General features: G+C 67.4%; 14 protein-coding genes. 9 read left to right on the top strand and 5 right to left on the bottom strand.

From position 1 onward, the window contains the following. Positions 1–46: 46 nt before the first annotated feature. On the bottom strand, positions 47–916 hold the full coding sequence (rhcC, locus tag ABDZ81_RS06600; RefSeq protein WP_343773113.1) for an L-rhamnono-1,4-lactonase: 870 nt from the start codon (positions 914–916) through the stop codon (positions 47–49). Between the two features lie 78 nt (positions 917–994). Here rhcC and ABDZ81_RS06595 point away from each other — a divergent pair, with 78 nt between their 5' ends. Both ABDZ81_RS06595 and ABDZ81_RS06590 read left to right on the top strand, forming a co-directional pair. Further along, entirely contained in the window at positions 995–1,297 is a 303-nt protein-coding gene (locus ABDZ81_RS06595; protein ID WP_343773112.1) for an L-rhamnose mutarotase, read from the top strand. Between the two features lie 699 nt (positions 1,298–1,996). Beyond that, a complete protein-coding gene (locus ABDZ81_RS06590; protein ID WP_343773111.1) occupies positions 1,997–2,749 on the top strand; it encodes a hypothetical protein in 753 nt (250 codons plus the stop codon). Between the two features lie 89 nt (positions 2,750–2,838). On the opposite strand, the gene ABDZ81_RS06585 is transcribed toward ABDZ81_RS06590, so the two are convergent. Together ABDZ81_RS06585 and ABDZ81_RS06580 are read right to left on the bottom strand one after the other, a co-directional pair. Then, a complete protein-coding gene (locus ABDZ81_RS06585) occupies positions 2,839–3,273 on the bottom strand; it encodes a VanZ family protein (RefSeq protein WP_343773110.1) in 435 nt (144 codons plus the stop codon). 363 nt (positions 3,274–3,636) lie between these two features. Beyond that, positions 3,637–4,491, bottom strand: a complete 855-nt coding sequence (locus tag ABDZ81_RS06580; protein ID WP_343773109.1) for a sulfurtransferase — start codon at positions 4,489–4,491, stop codon at positions 3,637–3,639. A 258-nt stretch (positions 4,492–4,749) separates the two neighbouring features. On the opposite strand from ABDZ81_RS06580, the gene ABDZ81_RS06575 reads away from it, so the two are divergent. From ABDZ81_RS06575 to ABDZ81_RS06555, 5 genes are all read left to right on the top strand, one after another. Then, complete coding sequence (locus tag ABDZ81_RS06575; protein WP_343773108.1) at positions 4,750–5,538, top strand: sulfurtransferase; 789 nt, start codon at positions 4,750–4,752, stop codon at positions 5,536–5,538. A 54-nt stretch (positions 5,539–5,592) separates the two neighbouring features. Then, on the top strand, positions 5,593–5,844 hold the full coding sequence (locus ABDZ81_RS06570; RefSeq protein ID WP_343773107.1) for a hypothetical protein: 252 nt from the start codon (positions 5,593–5,595) through the stop codon (positions 5,842–5,844). A 201-nt stretch (positions 5,845–6,045) separates the two neighbouring features. Continuing rightward, entirely contained in the window at positions 6,046–7,113 is a 1,068-nt protein-coding gene (locus tag ABDZ81_RS06565) for a thiamine ABC transporter substrate-binding protein (RefSeq protein WP_343773106.1), read from the top strand. A gap of 1 nt (position 7,114) precedes the next feature. Next, on the top strand, positions 7,115–8,965 hold the full coding sequence (locus tag ABDZ81_RS06560; RefSeq protein WP_343773105.1) for an ABC transporter permease: 1,851 nt from the start codon (positions 7,115–7,117) through the stop codon (positions 8,963–8,965). Between the two features lie 57 nt (positions 8,966–9,022). After that, positions 9,023–10,117, top strand: coding sequence for an ABC transporter ATP-binding protein (locus ABDZ81_RS06555; RefSeq protein WP_343773104.1), 1,095 nt, complete (start codon positions 9,023–9,025; stop codon positions 10,115–10,117). A 141-nt stretch (positions 10,118–10,258) separates the two neighbouring features. Here ABDZ81_RS06555 and ABDZ81_RS06550 read toward each other — a convergent pair whose 3' ends face one another. Continuing rightward, positions 10,259–12,583 carry an ATP-dependent DNA helicase gene (locus tag ABDZ81_RS06550; protein WP_343773103.1) on the bottom strand — a complete coding sequence of 775 codons (2,325 nt, stop codon included), beginning with the start codon at positions 12,581–12,583 and terminating at the stop codon, positions 10,259–10,261. A 191-nt stretch (positions 12,584–12,774) separates the two neighbouring features. Here ABDZ81_RS06550 and ABDZ81_RS06545 point away from each other — a divergent pair, with 191 nt between their 5' ends. Both ABDZ81_RS06545 and ABDZ81_RS06540 read left to right on the top strand, forming a co-directional pair. Then, complete coding sequence (locus ABDZ81_RS06545) at positions 12,775–13,017, top strand: hypothetical protein (protein ID WP_343773102.1); 243 nt, start codon at positions 12,775–12,777, stop codon at positions 13,015–13,017. Positions 13,018–13,067: 50 nt separating this feature from the next. Further along, positions 13,068–13,622 carry a DUF1684 domain-containing protein gene (locus ABDZ81_RS06540; RefSeq protein WP_343773101.1) on the top strand — a complete coding sequence of 185 codons (555 nt, stop codon included), beginning with the start codon at positions 13,068–13,070 and terminating at the stop codon, positions 13,620–13,622. A gap of 105 nt (positions 13,623–13,727) precedes the next feature. On the opposite strand, the gene ABDZ81_RS06535 is transcribed toward ABDZ81_RS06540, so the two are convergent. After that, the gene (locus ABDZ81_RS06535) at positions 13,728–14,408 is read right to left on the bottom strand and encodes a class I SAM-dependent methyltransferase (protein ID WP_343773100.1); all 681 of its coding nucleotides are present in this window, start codon (positions 14,406–14,408) and stop codon (positions 13,728–13,730) included. Positions 14,409–14,418: the final 10 nt, after the last annotated feature.

The raw sequence follows: 14,418 nt of genomic DNA, 5'->3' as shown, positions 1-14,418 counted from the left end.
GACCGACCGAATCAGGCGGGAACGGCCGAGCCAGGCGTGATCCGGCTCAGTCGAGACCGACGTGGCGTCGGAACGACCGATCGGTGAGCCACTCGCGATCGGCGTCCGACAGACCGTCGACCTGCCCCAGCCAGTTGATCGCCTCGGCGTAGCTGGCGACGTCGCTGACGTTCGGGTAATCCGACCCCCAGATCACCCGCTCGCGGCCGAACGTCTCGACGAACCACCGCACGTGGTCGTGCATGTCCTCGTAGGGGAACGCCGAGTCGGACATGTGCGCGATCTCCGAGACCTTGACGGCGACGGTGTCGTACTCGGCCAGTTCGGCGAACTGCGCGAACGTGCCCTCCTCGGTCGGCGTCTCCGGACCCGCGTGGGCGAAGTGATCGAACAGATAGGCGAGCTCGGGGTAGGCCTCGACGAGTTCGAGCGCTTGATCGAGTTGGCCGTGATCGCAGAGGATCTGGACCGCGGCGTCGGTCTCGACGGCGGCCTCCCAGAACTCGGTTTCTTGGATAGCGTCCCGAAGCCAGGTGACACTCGGATCGAACGTCTCCCACATCCGATCGTAGGGGCAGGCGGCGCCGAGCCGGAATCCGAGGACGCCGTCGGTGGCCATGCAGCGTCGGAGCTGATCGGCGGCGTCGTCCGCGAACGGGTCGAGCATCACGATGCCGTGGAGCCGGTCGTGCTCCGCGGCGGCCCGCAGCGTGTACCAGTTGTCCGTCCAGTCGCAGATAGGGTAGCCGACGACGACGGCCTCGTCGACGCCGTTTCGGTCCATGTCATCCAGGAGCCGATCGGCCGTGTAGACAGTGTGGACGTCGAACCCGTCGACGAGATCGAGGATCGGTCCGTTGATCCAGGGGTGGTCCTCGCTGGCCGCGCCCCACGCGTGGGTGTGGCTATCGATCATACTGTAACGGTAGTGCGATATCCCTTAAATTTGCGCCCGGAGAAGAATTAAGCCGGCAGACGTGCAACCCGGAGTCGCATGGAGCGAATCGCATTCCACCTCCGCATCGAGGAGGGAAAGCGAGAGGCGTACCGATCAGAACACGAAGACGTCTCGACCGCGTTAGAGGAGGCGTATCTCGGCTCCGACGCGGGGCTGGAAACCTACAGCGTCTTCGAGAAGGACGGACACGTGTTCGGCTACATGGAAGTCGAGGACCCCGAGGTCATCAGGGAGGTCATGGAGGAGAGCGAGGCGCAGGCCGACTGGGACGAGGTGATGGAGCCGATTCTCGTGGACGAGGACGACCCCTGGATGGACGAAGTGTACCGGATGTGCTGAGCGGCCGCCGACTCTCGGTAAGATCTGCGTTCGAACTACCGTAATAGAGACAAATAACAATAGAAGTTGCATAACACAAATATTATAGTTTTCGCCCTCCTCTAGGAAAATATAGGAAATCGCAGACCGACGTAGAGAGACCCAAAAAGAAGCCAAGAATCGTAATAAAGCGCCCATATGAGCCGATTACCGCCTGGATACTGGGTATCACCGATACTACACGATGAACGGATCAAACACGGCGATCCTGCGAGTCACTCTCGATATATCGGCACTATTAGCGCTGTAAACCGCAGATCCCGCTGCTATATTGAGTAGCATACCAATGGACTGCTAGCTGCGAGAGGGAAGCACCACAATTGTATCAGTAGTATGGTTAGTCATCATATGCATAATTTATATTATAGTAAGAATCTCGGTATTCGTTCCGTTCGCTACCGCTTCGTAGCGCCCACCGTCAAGGAGAGTTAACACCTGCACTGGCGAGCGCCCAACCGCTCACCTAACAGACCGCCACAGAACCGGATACGCCGATCGATAAGCCCTGCCGTCTGGTCAGAAGCGACAAGATCGAACCTCGAACGTTCCGTAGTTGTCATATCAGTTCACTCGTCGAGGAGCAAATCGTACCGCTGTCGGCCTGGAATTACGATTGCAGTAACCGTGGGATTCATTATATATAGCCCCAAATGATCGCCAATGCTACAGATAGAACCGACCGTCACGGGGGCGCTGGCGCTCGTGACCGCGATCGGTTGCGCGTTCGCGTACTTCGGCTACGACCTGGCAGCGCCGCTGTTGAAGTGGATCGGCTGGATCGCGGGCGCCGTTCTGGGCGGGACGATCGGCTGGGTCGTCGTTCCGCAGGCCGCGAACGCCGCGGTCCAGTCCGAGCAACGGCTTCTCTACGCGGTCGTGTTCCTGTTCCTCGGCGCGCTTCTGGGTCGCGCCCTGATTCCGCTGGTGAGTCGGTTCGTCGCCGGGATCGCCGGGTTCGCCGCCACGTCCGTCGCGACGATAGTAACCATGTCGGGTGAACAGATTCTCAACGCGGTGGCCACCGCACGTCCGACCGCTGCCCCGCTCCCCGAACAGATCGCCGCCGTGCTGAACGCGCTGGCGTCGCTGCCGATGTTCGAACAGCAGGCGTTCCAGCGCCTGCTGCTGATCGCCGGCGTCGTCGGGCTGATCGGCGCGCTGCTCGCCTGGCGGTATTACGAGCCGCTCGTCGGAGTCACGATGACGGTGCTCGGAGCGGGGCTGCTCAGCGTGGCGATCCCCCTCTGGCGGCGGACGCTCGCCGGCGACCCGGCCGTCGCCGAGGAGTTCTCGCGCAGTTCGCCGCTCGCGTTCGGCGCGGTGCTCCTGACCGGACTCGCGTTCCAGTTCGTCCGTCACTCCGATCGAGACGACGGGTCGATCGGGGGAGAGAAAGATCCGTTCGGCAAATAGCGCGGAACCTGCAGTTCAGGTCGGCGCCCGCGTACGATCGATAACTCGCTCTCTCGTGGAAGATTGGGACGCGTTCTCGACGTCGCCGATCACTCCGAGGACCGGACGATCGACAACCACCGCTCCGGCGGGACGAACGACAGCCGCGGCGCAATCCGGAACCAGCTACAGGCCAGCATCCCGCCGACCGCGTTTGCGAGCATATCCGCGACGTCGAACGTCCGGACGGCCGTGAACGACTGGGCGACCTCGATCCCGGCGCCGTACAGGACGGGGAGCAACAGCACCGCGAGGAGTCCCGTGCGGCGCTCGACGCCGCGATCGACCAGCGCGTACGCGATCGTGACGCCGAGGACGAAGTACCCGGCCGCGTGCTGGATCTTGTCGACGCCGATCGGACCCGGATCGGGCGTCTGGGGCGGGACCACGAGCACCGACGCGTAGAAGATCACCGCGGCGACGACGCCGACGAGCGCCCAGCGCCATCGGCTCGGCAACAGCGGAACTGGAACCTCTCGTTGCATCTGCTCGGTGAGGACCCGCCGCAGTCGCAAAAAGCTCCCGCGTTTGTGGTGCGATCCGTCTACCTTCGACGCTATACCGGCAATCCGGGCATCCGGCGGGTGGGAATGAAAGGGGCCGCAGTCTCGCCCCACCCGGACGAAGTAAGCACGCGAGCGAAGCGAGCGCGCACAGCGAGTCCCGCAGGGGCGAGACTGCGGGGGCTTTCGGGCTGTCAGTACTGGCGCTAGTCGCGGTAAACAGACGAGAGACTCACGGGGACGACATCACGCTACCGCAAAAAATCGCGAAGTCTGAGCGACGTTATTCGCCCTTCTCTGCGAGAAGGGGAACACGGCTCGAAGACGCTGCGCGCTTCTCGCCGGTTATTCGCCCTTCTCGATCGGCACGCCCACGAGGTTGCCCCACTCGGTCCAGGAGCCGTCGTAGTTGACGGCGTCCTCGTAGCCGAGCAGCTCGTGGAGCGCGAACCAGGCGACCGAGGAGCGCTCGCCGATGCGGCAGTAGGCGACGGTCGTCTGGTCGCCGTCGATGTCGTACTCGCCGTAGATCTCCTCGAGCTCCTCGGGCGTCTTGAACGTCCCGTCGTCGTTGGTCACCGCGGCCCACGAGATGTTCTCGGCGCCGGGGATGTGGCCGCCGCGCTGGGCGGTCTCCTGCAGTCCTGGGGGCGCGAGAACCTCGCCGGAGTACTCCTCGGGCGAGCGAACGTCGACGAGCGGCAGGCCCTTGTCGATCGCGTTCTCGACGTCGTCGCGGTACGCGCGGATGGACTCGCGCGGGCCGGAGGCCTCGTAGTCGACCGCGGAGAAGTCGGGCTCCTCGTCGGTGGTCGGGTAGTCGTTCTCGAGCCAGTACTCGCGGCCGCCGTCGAGCAGCTTCACGTCGTCGTGGCCGTAGTACTTGAACTGCCAGTAGGTGTAGGCGGCGAACCAGTTGGAGTTGTCGCCGTACAGGACGACCGTCGAGTCCTCGGAGATGCCGTGGCTACCGAGCAGGTCCTCGAACTCCTCTTTGTCGAGGATGTCGCGCGTGGTCTGGTCCTGGAGCTGTGTCTCCCAGTTGAAGCCGATGGCGCCGGGGGCGTGTGCCTCGTCGTACGCCTCCGTGTCCACGTCGACCTCTACCAGTCGATACTCCGGATCGTCGCTCTGGAACTCGTCGAGGTGCCCCTCGACCCAGTCGGCCGAGACGAGCACGTCCTTTGCGTAGTCAGTCATACAGCTCCTCGTTTGCGCCCCACTATTAAAGTACCTTCAGCATCGGCAGTAACGGCCTTTCGTGGCGATCGGCGTCAATTGTTGCCGCAAGGTGCGAAAGCGTCGGCGCTCCGGGCCGCAACGCGCCGACTCGCGTCAGCGCCCCGCCCGTAACGCCCGGTCGCCGCGCGAGGTCGACGCAAGTATGTCCGGTATCGCCGAGCCCGTGCTCGGAACCGTATCAGCGCGTTCATACAGGTTCGCCCACAACGCCCGCCAATGATCGAACTCGTGTCGCCGGCGTGGCTCGACGCCAACGCCGACGAGGTGCGGATCGTCGACGTGCGCGACGCCTGGGAGTACGACGGGATCGGCCACGTGCCGGGCGCCGCGAACGTCCCCTTCGACTCGTTCCGAAGCGCCGCCGACGACGACGCCGGAATGTTGCCCGGCGCCGAGCGGTTCGCCGAGCTGCTGAGCGAGGCCGGCGTCACCCCGGAGGACCCGATCGTCGCCTACGACGACACCCACGGCGTGTTCGCCGCGCGCTTTCTCGTCACGGCGCTGTGTTACGGCCACGACGAGCTGTACCTGCTCGACGGCGACTACAGCGCCTGGAACCGCGAGTACGAGACCACCGACGACGCGCCCGATATCGAGCCGACCGACTACGTCGTCAGCGAGCCCGAGGCGACGCCGCTGGTCGACATGGCGACCGTCGAGGCCGCGATGGACGACCCCGACGCCGTCATCGTCGACACGCGCCGCGCCGAGGAGTTCGCCGAGGGCCACATCCCCGGCGCCGTTCGGCTGGACTGGAAGGAGCTCGTCGACGACGAGACGCGGGGGCTCAAGCCCGAAGAGGAGATCCGCGCGATCCTCGAGGAGCGCGGCATCACGACCGATCGGCGAATCGTGCTGTACTGCAACACCGCCCGGCGGATCAGCCACACCTACGCCGTGCTCTCGCATCTGGGCTACGAAACGGTCGAGTTCTACGAGGGGAGTTTTACTGAATGGACCGACGCCGGCGGGCCGATCGAGACCGGCGGGGCCGACGCCGAGTGAGCTGCGGCAGATCGGTCCAGAATTTTAAATAATCGCGGCGTAAACACGTCGCGCATGGCCACCACATCGGGACTGTCGCACGGGTTCTCGGCGTTCGGTACGCTGATCGTCGGCACGCTGCTGTCGAAGTTCATCTGGGACATCGTTCCGCCGCTGGGCGAGCTATCGCTGCTGACGATCGAGCTGATCCGATCGACCACGGGTGCGGAGCTGCCCGCGAACGAGCAGTTCGCCGGGACGCTCGTGGTGATGGTCGGACTGTCGTTCGCGTGGGGCATCATTTACCACGTCGGTCGGCACTCGTGACTCGACCCTCGGACTACTCGAACTGCCGGAGAGACTGCCCGCTGACCGGCTAGACCCCTCAATCGAGCGCGGCGGCTTTTGATGTTCGGCGTCGCGACGAGCGAAGCGAGTCGGGGCTCGTCGCGAGCGAAGCGCGGCGACGGCGTCGAGACGCCGCTGCGTACCGCTCCCCTTATCATTACCCGGCGAAAACACCGGGTAATGAAACGACGCCAGTATCTCGCGACGGTCGGCGGCGCGGCGGGGATCGGGCTGTCGGGCTGTATCGCCAGTCCCGGCAGTTCCGGTGACGACGGAACGCTCACGGTCGCCACCTACGACTCGTTCCTCGAGTCGCAGGGCGAGCTCGACGCGCCCGGCGCGTGGATCAAAGAGCAGTTCGAGAGCGAGCACGACGACGTGGAGATCGAGTGGACGAACCCCGACAGCGGGCTGAACCACTACGTTCAGCGTGCCGGCGAGGGCGTCGAGTTCGACGCCGACGTCTACCTCGGCGTCAACGTCGACGACCTCATCCGCGCGGACGAGCAGCTGGACGACTCGCTGTTTCAGGATCTCGACCGGGGCACCATTGGAAACGCCGACAGCGTCAAATCGGAACTGGAGTTCGATCCCGAAGAGCGCCTGCTGCCCTACGACACCGGCTACATCAGCCTCGTGTACGACGAGGGGGAGGTCTCGGGCCCCGAGACGTTCGACCAGCTGCTCGAACCGGCCTACGAGGGGACGCTGCTCGCCCAGAACGCCCAGCAGAGCGACCCCGGGCAGGCGTTCCTGCTGTGGACGATCGACCGGTACGGCGAGGACGGCTACCTCGACTACTGGCGGGACCTGCAGGACAACGGCGTCCGGATTCTCGGCTCGTGGTGGGACTCCTACAGCGCCTACAGCGAGGGCGAGCGGCCGATGGTCGTCTCCTACTCGACCGACCAGGTGTACGCGAATCGGGACGGACTGGACATGTCGCGCCATCAGCTCGGCTTCCTCGAAGACCAGGGGTACGCCAACCCCGAGGGGATGGGAATCTTCGCCGACTCCGACAACTCGGAGCTGGCCCACGACTTTTTCGACTTCGTGCTCTCGCCGGAAGCGCAGGGCCAGATCGCGACGCTGAACGTCCAGTTCCCCGCGACCACCGACGCCGACCTGAACGAGGAGTTCGACCAGTACGCCCACGAACCGCCGGAAACCGTCTTCTACGGCTACGATGAGCTGCGGGGGAACCTCGACGGCTGGGTCGAGGACTGGGCGCGAGAGATCGCGGGATAGCATGGCGAGCGGAGGGGACGACGCCGAAGCGAGTGCGGGGACGCAGGACGCGCTGTCGGCTGCAGTTCGACGAACGCGACAGTGGCTGGAACGGCGCACGCTCGGACTGGCCACCGGCGTCGCGGTCGCCGTGCTGGCGGTCGTGTTCGTCCTCCCCGCCGCGGTCGTGTTCGTCGAGGCGATTCTCGTCGACGGCGCCCTCTCCGCGGCGCCGATCCGCGGCGTCCTAACCGACCCGTTCTACGTGGGCGCCCTCGCGAACGTGTTCGCCGATCCGCTCGCAGTCGGCGAGCACCTCCGCGGGCTCGTCGGCTGGGCGCGCGCCGGCTTCCCCGTCCCGACGTTCGGACTGATCGGCTTCACGGCTTACCAGGCGCTGCTCTCGACGGTCGCCAGCGTCGCGCTCGGACTCCCCGGCGCGTACGTGCTCGCGCGCTTCGAGTTTCCCGGCCGCGACCTGCTGCGCTCGCTGACGATTCTCCCCTTCGTGCTGCCGGGGATCATGGTCGCGGTCGGCTTCTTCGCGATGTTCAGCGCCGGCGGGCCGTTCAACCGGCTGCTCGGGCTCGTCGGATTCGGCCCGGTCGACATCCTGTTCTCGCTGGAGGTGATCGTTCTCGCCCACGCGTTCTACAACGCGCCGCTGGTCGCCCGGTTGGCGACGGCGGCCTGGGAGAGCGTCGACGCCCGCACCGTCGAGACCGCCCGGAGCCTCGGCGCGAGCCGACGCCGCGCCTTCCTTGACGTGATCGTCCCCCAACTCGCGCCCGCGGTGCTGGCCGGGGCGATCCTGACGTTCGTGTTCACGTTCCGGACGTTCCCGATCGTGCTCGCGCTCGGCGGGCTGGAGCTGGCGACCGTCGAGGTGTGGATCTACAGCCGGATCCGCCAGCTCGATCTCGCGGGCGCCGCGGCGCTGGCCGTCGTCGAGACGGCGATCGCAGTCGCCGTGCTGGCGATCTACCTGCGCTTCGAGGCGCGGCGCTACGGCTCGGGCAGGACGCCGACGCCGAGCGAGCGGACGCCGCTGGTTCCGTCGCTGCGCGCGCTCGCCAAGCCCAGTCGGCTCGCGATCTTCGCCTACGGGCTGGTCGTCGCGGTCGTGTTCGTCGGGCCGATCGCCAGCATGATCGTCGAGAGCCTCACCGGGCCGAACGGGTTGACGCTGCGCTACTACGCGTTCCTGATAAATCGGCAGGCAGAGGGCGCCGCGTTCCAGGTGAAACCCTGGCCCGCGGTGCGCAACTCGCTGCTGTTTGCGGGGGCGACGCTCGCGATCGCCGTGCCGACCGGCGTCGTCGTCGCGGTGCGTCGCGTCCGCGGCGGGCGCGGCGGCCTCGTGCTCGACGCGCTGGCGACGGCGCCGCTGGCGGTCAGCGGCATCGTGCTGGGCGTCGGCCTGCTCCGCGGGCTCGTCTTCGGCGTCCCGCTGCCCGGCGGGTTCCGGCTGCAGGTCACCGGCGTCGCCGCGATCGTCGCCGCCCACGCCGCCGCGGCGTACCCGTTCGTCGTGCGCAACGCCGCGCCGGCAGTCGGCGGCGTCGACCGGTCGCTCGTCGAGTCCGCCCGCTCGCTGGGCGCCTCGCGGGCGCGGGCGCTGCTCGACGTCGAACTTCCGCTCGCGATCAGCGGCGTCGTCGCGGGCGCCGCCTTCGCCGCGGCGATCAGCATCGGCGAGTTCAACTCGACGGTGATCCTCGCGGAGGGCGGCGACGCCTACACGATGCCGGTCGCCGTCGAGCGCTACCTCGGCGACCGGACGCTCGGCCCGGCGACCGCGATGGGCACGGTGTTGCTCGCGGTGACCAGCGCCAGTTTCGTGGTGATCGAGCGCGTCGGAGGGAGATACTGATGGGAGACGACGGAGGCGGGCGTCGATGAGCGACGACGGGACCGGAGGCGGAGACCGATGAGCGAGCTGGAACTGCGCGGCGTGACGAAGCGCTACGGCGGCGCGACGGCGCTCGACGGCGTCGACCTCCGGATCGAGGACGGCGAGTTCTTCACGCTCGTCGGCCCCTCGGGCTGCGGCAAGACGACGACGCTCCGGACGATCGGCGGCTTCGAGGAGCCCGACGCGGGCGAGGTGCTGATCGGCGGCGAGTCGGTCGTCGGCGTCCGGCCCGAGGATCGCGACGTCGGCATCGTCTTCCAGAACTACGCGCTGTTCCCCCACATGAGCGTCGCCGAGAACGTCGCCTACGGGCTGCGATTTCGGGACCCGCCGGGCGGCGAGTCCCGCGACGAGCGCGTGGCCGACCTGCTCTCGCTGGTCGATCTGGAGGGGTTCGAGGACCGCGATCCCGACGAGCTCTCGGGCGGCCAGCGACAGCGCGTCGCGCTGGCCCGCGCGCTGGCGCCCGGCCCCGACCTGCTGCTGCTCGACGAGCCGATGAGCGCGCTCGACGCCCGGCTGCGCAAGCGCCTGCGCCGCCAGATCCAGGAGATCCAGTCGGAGCTGGGCGTCACGACCGTCTACGTCACGCACGACCAGTCCGAGGCGCTGGCGATCAGCGACCGGCTGGCGGTGATGAACCGCGGGCGCGTCGAGCAGGTCGGGACGCCGCGCGACGTGTATCGGCGCCCGGCGACGCGGTTCGTCGCGGACTTTCTCGGCGACAACAACGTGTTCGAGGGCGCGGTGAGCCCGGCGGGCGACGACCGATCGACGCTGGACGTCGACGGGTTCGACCTGCTGATCCCCCGCGTCGACGCCGAGCGCGCGACGGTCTGCGTCCGCCCGGAGGACGTTCGACGACTCGACGGCGACAGCGGTGACGGAGCGGGCCGCAGCAGTGCTGCGACGAACAGGTTGACCGCGGACGTCGTCACGACGGAGTTTCTCGGCGGTGCCGTCCGCGTCGGACTGCGGTGGCGCGGCCGGGAGCTGGTCGCGCGCTTCGCGGACGCGCCGGACGCCGAGACGGTGACCGTGACGTTCGATCCGGCCGACGTCCGCGTCGTCGCGACCGACGGAGAGCGTCGCGTCGAGGGGACGCCGTAGCGCCCGCTGCGGGATCTCCAGTTGAAACGAAGGGGTTCCTGTCGGAGCGTGTAACCACGACGGGACGGCGAGAATCGCGCTGTACTTCGTTCGAATGAGACCCTATAAAATGGCTTCGAATCGCTCGGCGAGTCTCGCGGCTCAGTGTCGATCCCAGAACCGCTCCAGTCCGAGCGAGAGCATATCCGTGCTCACGGGCTGGAACTCCTCGCCGGGGATGTACTCGCGGACGCTGTCCCAGGAGTCCCGGGCGTACCGGGCGTCGACGAACACCCGGACGCCGACCTCCTCGGGGCCGCGGATCACGCGCCCGATCGCCTGGCGGGCCTTGCGGACGGCGGGCACCGTCAGCGCGTACTCGAAGCCGTCGCCGAACGCCTCGTCGTAGGCCGTCCGGATCGCCCGCGTTCGCGGGGACGTGGTGTCGACGATCGGGACGCCGCAGATCACCGCCGCCGAGAGCCGGTCGCCGCGGTAGTCGACGCCCTCGGTGAGCGTGCCGCGGAGACTCGTCACCAGCACCTTCCCCTCGCCGGCGAAGAAGTCGCTCTTCAGCTCCTCGGTGGCGTCGTCCCCGCTGGACTCGTCGATCAGCACGGGCTTGTCGACGGCGTCGCGCAGCCGCTCGGCGGCCCACTCGGCCTCGCGGTAGCTCGGCATTCCGACGAGCACGTTGCCCGGACTCCGGGCGACGTCGCGGATCGCGTCGGCGTACGCCTGGCGCGTCGGATTATCTTCGTGGGGGCCGCCCCGGTTGTCGTAGGTGAACTTCGGAGCGTCGACCGCGAAGCTCTCGCGATTTTCGGCGGGGAAGGTCAGGCCGTAGGTCCGGGTGACGACCGGGCGATCCTCCTCGTGTTCGAGGTGATCCAGTCCGGTGACCTCCGCGAAGACGTCAAGCGGTTCGAGCGTCGCGCTCATCAGGACGCCGCCGCCGAACTCCGCGAGGCGCTCGCCGATGACGTCGCCGGGCACGCAGTTGTGGATCGCCAGCCGCGCGTTGTACGCCCGGCGCCAGCTGTCGGGGGGCTCGGCGTCGTCCCAGGTGCGATCGAGTTCGATCTCGCGGAAGTGGCCCTCGTGGTCGGCGCGGTACCAGCGGCCGAGCACGCGCCCGACGCCGGGAGCGGCCCGCTGCTTGGCGTCGTCGTCGGCCTCGTCGAGGATGCGCTTGACGACCGCGCCGACCGTCTCGGCGCGGCTCCACACGCGGTCGTCGTAGCCGGTCCGCTCTGCCCACTCGGTGATCTCGTCGACCGCGGGCACCTCCGGATCGCGCAGCGGGATCTCCTCGTCGGGCAGGCTGTTGAGGTCGCTCTTCCAGCCGCGGTGCTCGCGTTCGAGGTGGGCGGTGACCTGCCGGTCGAGCTCCTCGCGGAGATCCCTGATAAAGGAGCGCAGCGTCTCCAGTTCGTCCCGGGCGACCTCCGCTTCCTGCAGTTCCGCCCGTACGAGGTCGGCGTCGGCGCTGCTCGTTCCTTCCTTGCCGTCGAACTGCAGGGCCTGCAGCACTCTGGTAAGCTCGGCTTCGGCGTCCCGCAGCGACCGGTCTGCGACGGTGTCGCTCACCAGGTCGCGTACGCGGGGTTCGAGCATGTGGGCCTCGTCGCAGATCACGAACGTCGACTCGTCGAGCAGGGCGCCGGTAAAGGAGCCCGTCGTCGTGGGGTCGAACGCGTGGTAGTAGTTGCCCAGCACGAGCTCGGCGTGGGGCAAAATCGCGCCCATCATCGAATGCGGGCAGGTTCCGGCCCCAACGGAGCGACGAACCAGCTCCTCGGGGTCGATCAGCCCGGCGTCGGTGAAATCGAAGGGGACGGCCTCGGCGGGATCGCCGTCGCCGTCGTCGGGCTTGTCGTCGAGATAGCGGGCGTAGAACGGGCAGTACTCGGCGTCGTCGCGCGTCGGCATCCCGGTGGGATAGGGGGACGGTTCGCCGGCCGTTTCGAGGTAATCCGCCCCGCCCTCTTTCCCCGAGTCGGCCAGCCCGATCTGCTGGCTCCGGGCGTCGTCGACGAGCGCGCCCGCGCTGGCGGGGCCGTCGCCGGTCAGCGCGCGGGTGGTGTCGCGCAGCTCCTCGCAGCGGTCGTAGACGTTGGTGTCGTCGATCCCCGCCGCCTCCTCGCGGCTGTAGGGACAGACGTCGGCTTTCCCGACCAGCGTCAGCGCCGAGAACGGGCGCCAGTCGTCGGGGAGTTCGTCGTTGATCCGCTCGACGTCGGCCTCGAACTGCCGGAGCTGTTGCTTGACGCTGGTCAGCGCCAGCACGCGCTCGAAGTCGCTGTCCGGGTCGCGTACGAGGTGAAGCCCCGCCGCGAGCGCCAGCATCGTCTTGCCGGTGCCGCAGGCGCCCTCCAGCGCCAGGAACCCGCCGTCGCGCGCGGCGTCGATCGCGGTCTCGATCCCGTCGACCTGCTCGTCGTAGGGATCCTCGTGACCGAACACGTCTCGCCAGGAGCCGGGCATCTACACGTTCTACTCCTGGCTCCCCGTTTAGGGTTGTCGGAAGGGGGAGCGATCCAGCGGGGCCGCAGCGTAGGCGGCAAGTAAACGGTAGCTACTCGTCGGTAAGCGGTAGTTAATCCATAATCTCGAATACAATTATGTTCATACACCTAGAAAGAATTAATAAGGATGCTGAATAAATTACAACCAAGATGATAGCGTATACCGGACTGGCGGGGTTCCTCGTAGTGTTCGGGCTCGTGTGGGGGCTGCTCCGGTACGAGTTCGAGATGCCGCGGCTCGTCGCGCTCGCGTTCGGCGCGATGCTCGTCGGACTCGGCGTGATCGCCGCCGCGCTCGGCCAGCTCGCGGGGATGGGGTCGCTGGCCGGGTTCTCGGGCGTCGCGGTGGGCGTGACGGCGACGTCGTCGGTGCTGCTCGCGCTGGTCAGCTGAGCCCGTCGCCAGTGCAAACCGCCTTTGGTGCCGGAGCGAGAACTACGCTCGTGACCGACGACGCCTTCGACGCCGACGCGTGGCGCCGCGAACTGACCGCACAGCGCGAGGAGAAAGACGAGTTCTTCGCCGAGCACCGACAGTCGCCGATCCCGCCCGAGGAGCGCGACGAGTTCGACGGGCTCGACTACTTCGATCCCGACCCCGAGTACCGGGTCGCGGCCGACGTGACCGTCCACGACGACCCCGAGGGCGTCACGATGGACTCGACCGGCGGCGGCCCCGAAGTACGCTACCTCCGCGAGGCGACGCTGTCCTTCGAGATCAGGGGCACCGAGCAGACGCTCTCGGCGTACCGCCAGGAGGGCGACGAGGCGTACTTCGTCCCGTTCCGCGACAAGACGACCGGCCAGCAGACCTACCGCCAGGGTCGGTACATGGAGCTCCACGCCGACCGGGAGCTCTCGGACGGCGACGAGATCGTCGTCGACTTCAACCTCGCGTACTCGCCCTTCTGCGCGTTCAGCGAGACGTTCGCCTGCCCGCTCCCGCCCGAGGAGAACTGGCTCGACGTCGTGATCGAGGCGGGCGAGCGAGCGCCCTGAGCGGCCCGTCGACTCGAAGAAAGACGACTCGAAAACGGCGTCCGCGCAGCGGCGTCGAGACGCCGCGACGAAGTTTCGACGCCGCGGAGAGTTCTTGCGACCGCGTCAGGGCTCGATGCCGACGGTCAGCAGCGTGCCGTACTCCCGGTAGCGTTCGACCATGTCCTCGCGCGTCTCCCAGTCCTCGGTCGGGAACTCGCTTGCCGGCGGGATCTCGGTCTCGTTGTCGGGAATGTTGTCCTGCTCGGCGACGTGGAGCCCGGCCTCGCGGAACGCCTCGCGGTACTCGCGGGCGCTCCAGCGGGTCATTTCGACCTCGATGAACTCCTGCCACTCGTGGGAGTGGACGTTCTCCTCGTAGTAGTTCACGGCGCAGTAGAACGTCCCGCCGGGCCGGAGCACGCGCCGGATCTCCCGAAGCGTCTCGTGAGGTTCGGCGGCGTAGTAGAACGCCTCCATCGAGAAGATGTGGTCGATGCTGTTCTCGTCGAACGGCAGCGATCCGAAGTCCCCGACGACGTAGCCAACCGACTCGTCGTCGGTGTACGATCGGGCGTTGCGCGTCATCTCGGGTGAGCCGTCGAGCCCGTACGCCCGCCCGGCGCCGGCGGCCTCGCGCAGCGCGCGGCCGGCGTAGCCGCTGCCACAGCCCAGGTCGAGCACGACGTCACCCGCCTCGACGGGCATCCGCGAGAGGACGTGCTTGGCGGTGTGCCAGTGTCGATCCTCCATCCCGCGGTCCCGTCCCTCGGCGGCCCAGGCGTCGAACTCCTCGCGAACGCTCATGTGCGCGACG

Source organism: Natronoarchaeum mannanilyticum (assembly GCF_039522665.1).
Taxonomy (GTDB): Archaea; Halobacteriota; Halobacteria; order Halobacteriales; family Natronoarchaeaceae; genus Natronoarchaeum; species Natronoarchaeum mannanilyticum.
Note: the sequence above shows the minus strand (reverse complement) of the source record. Positions and strands in the feature narration are given on the sequence as shown.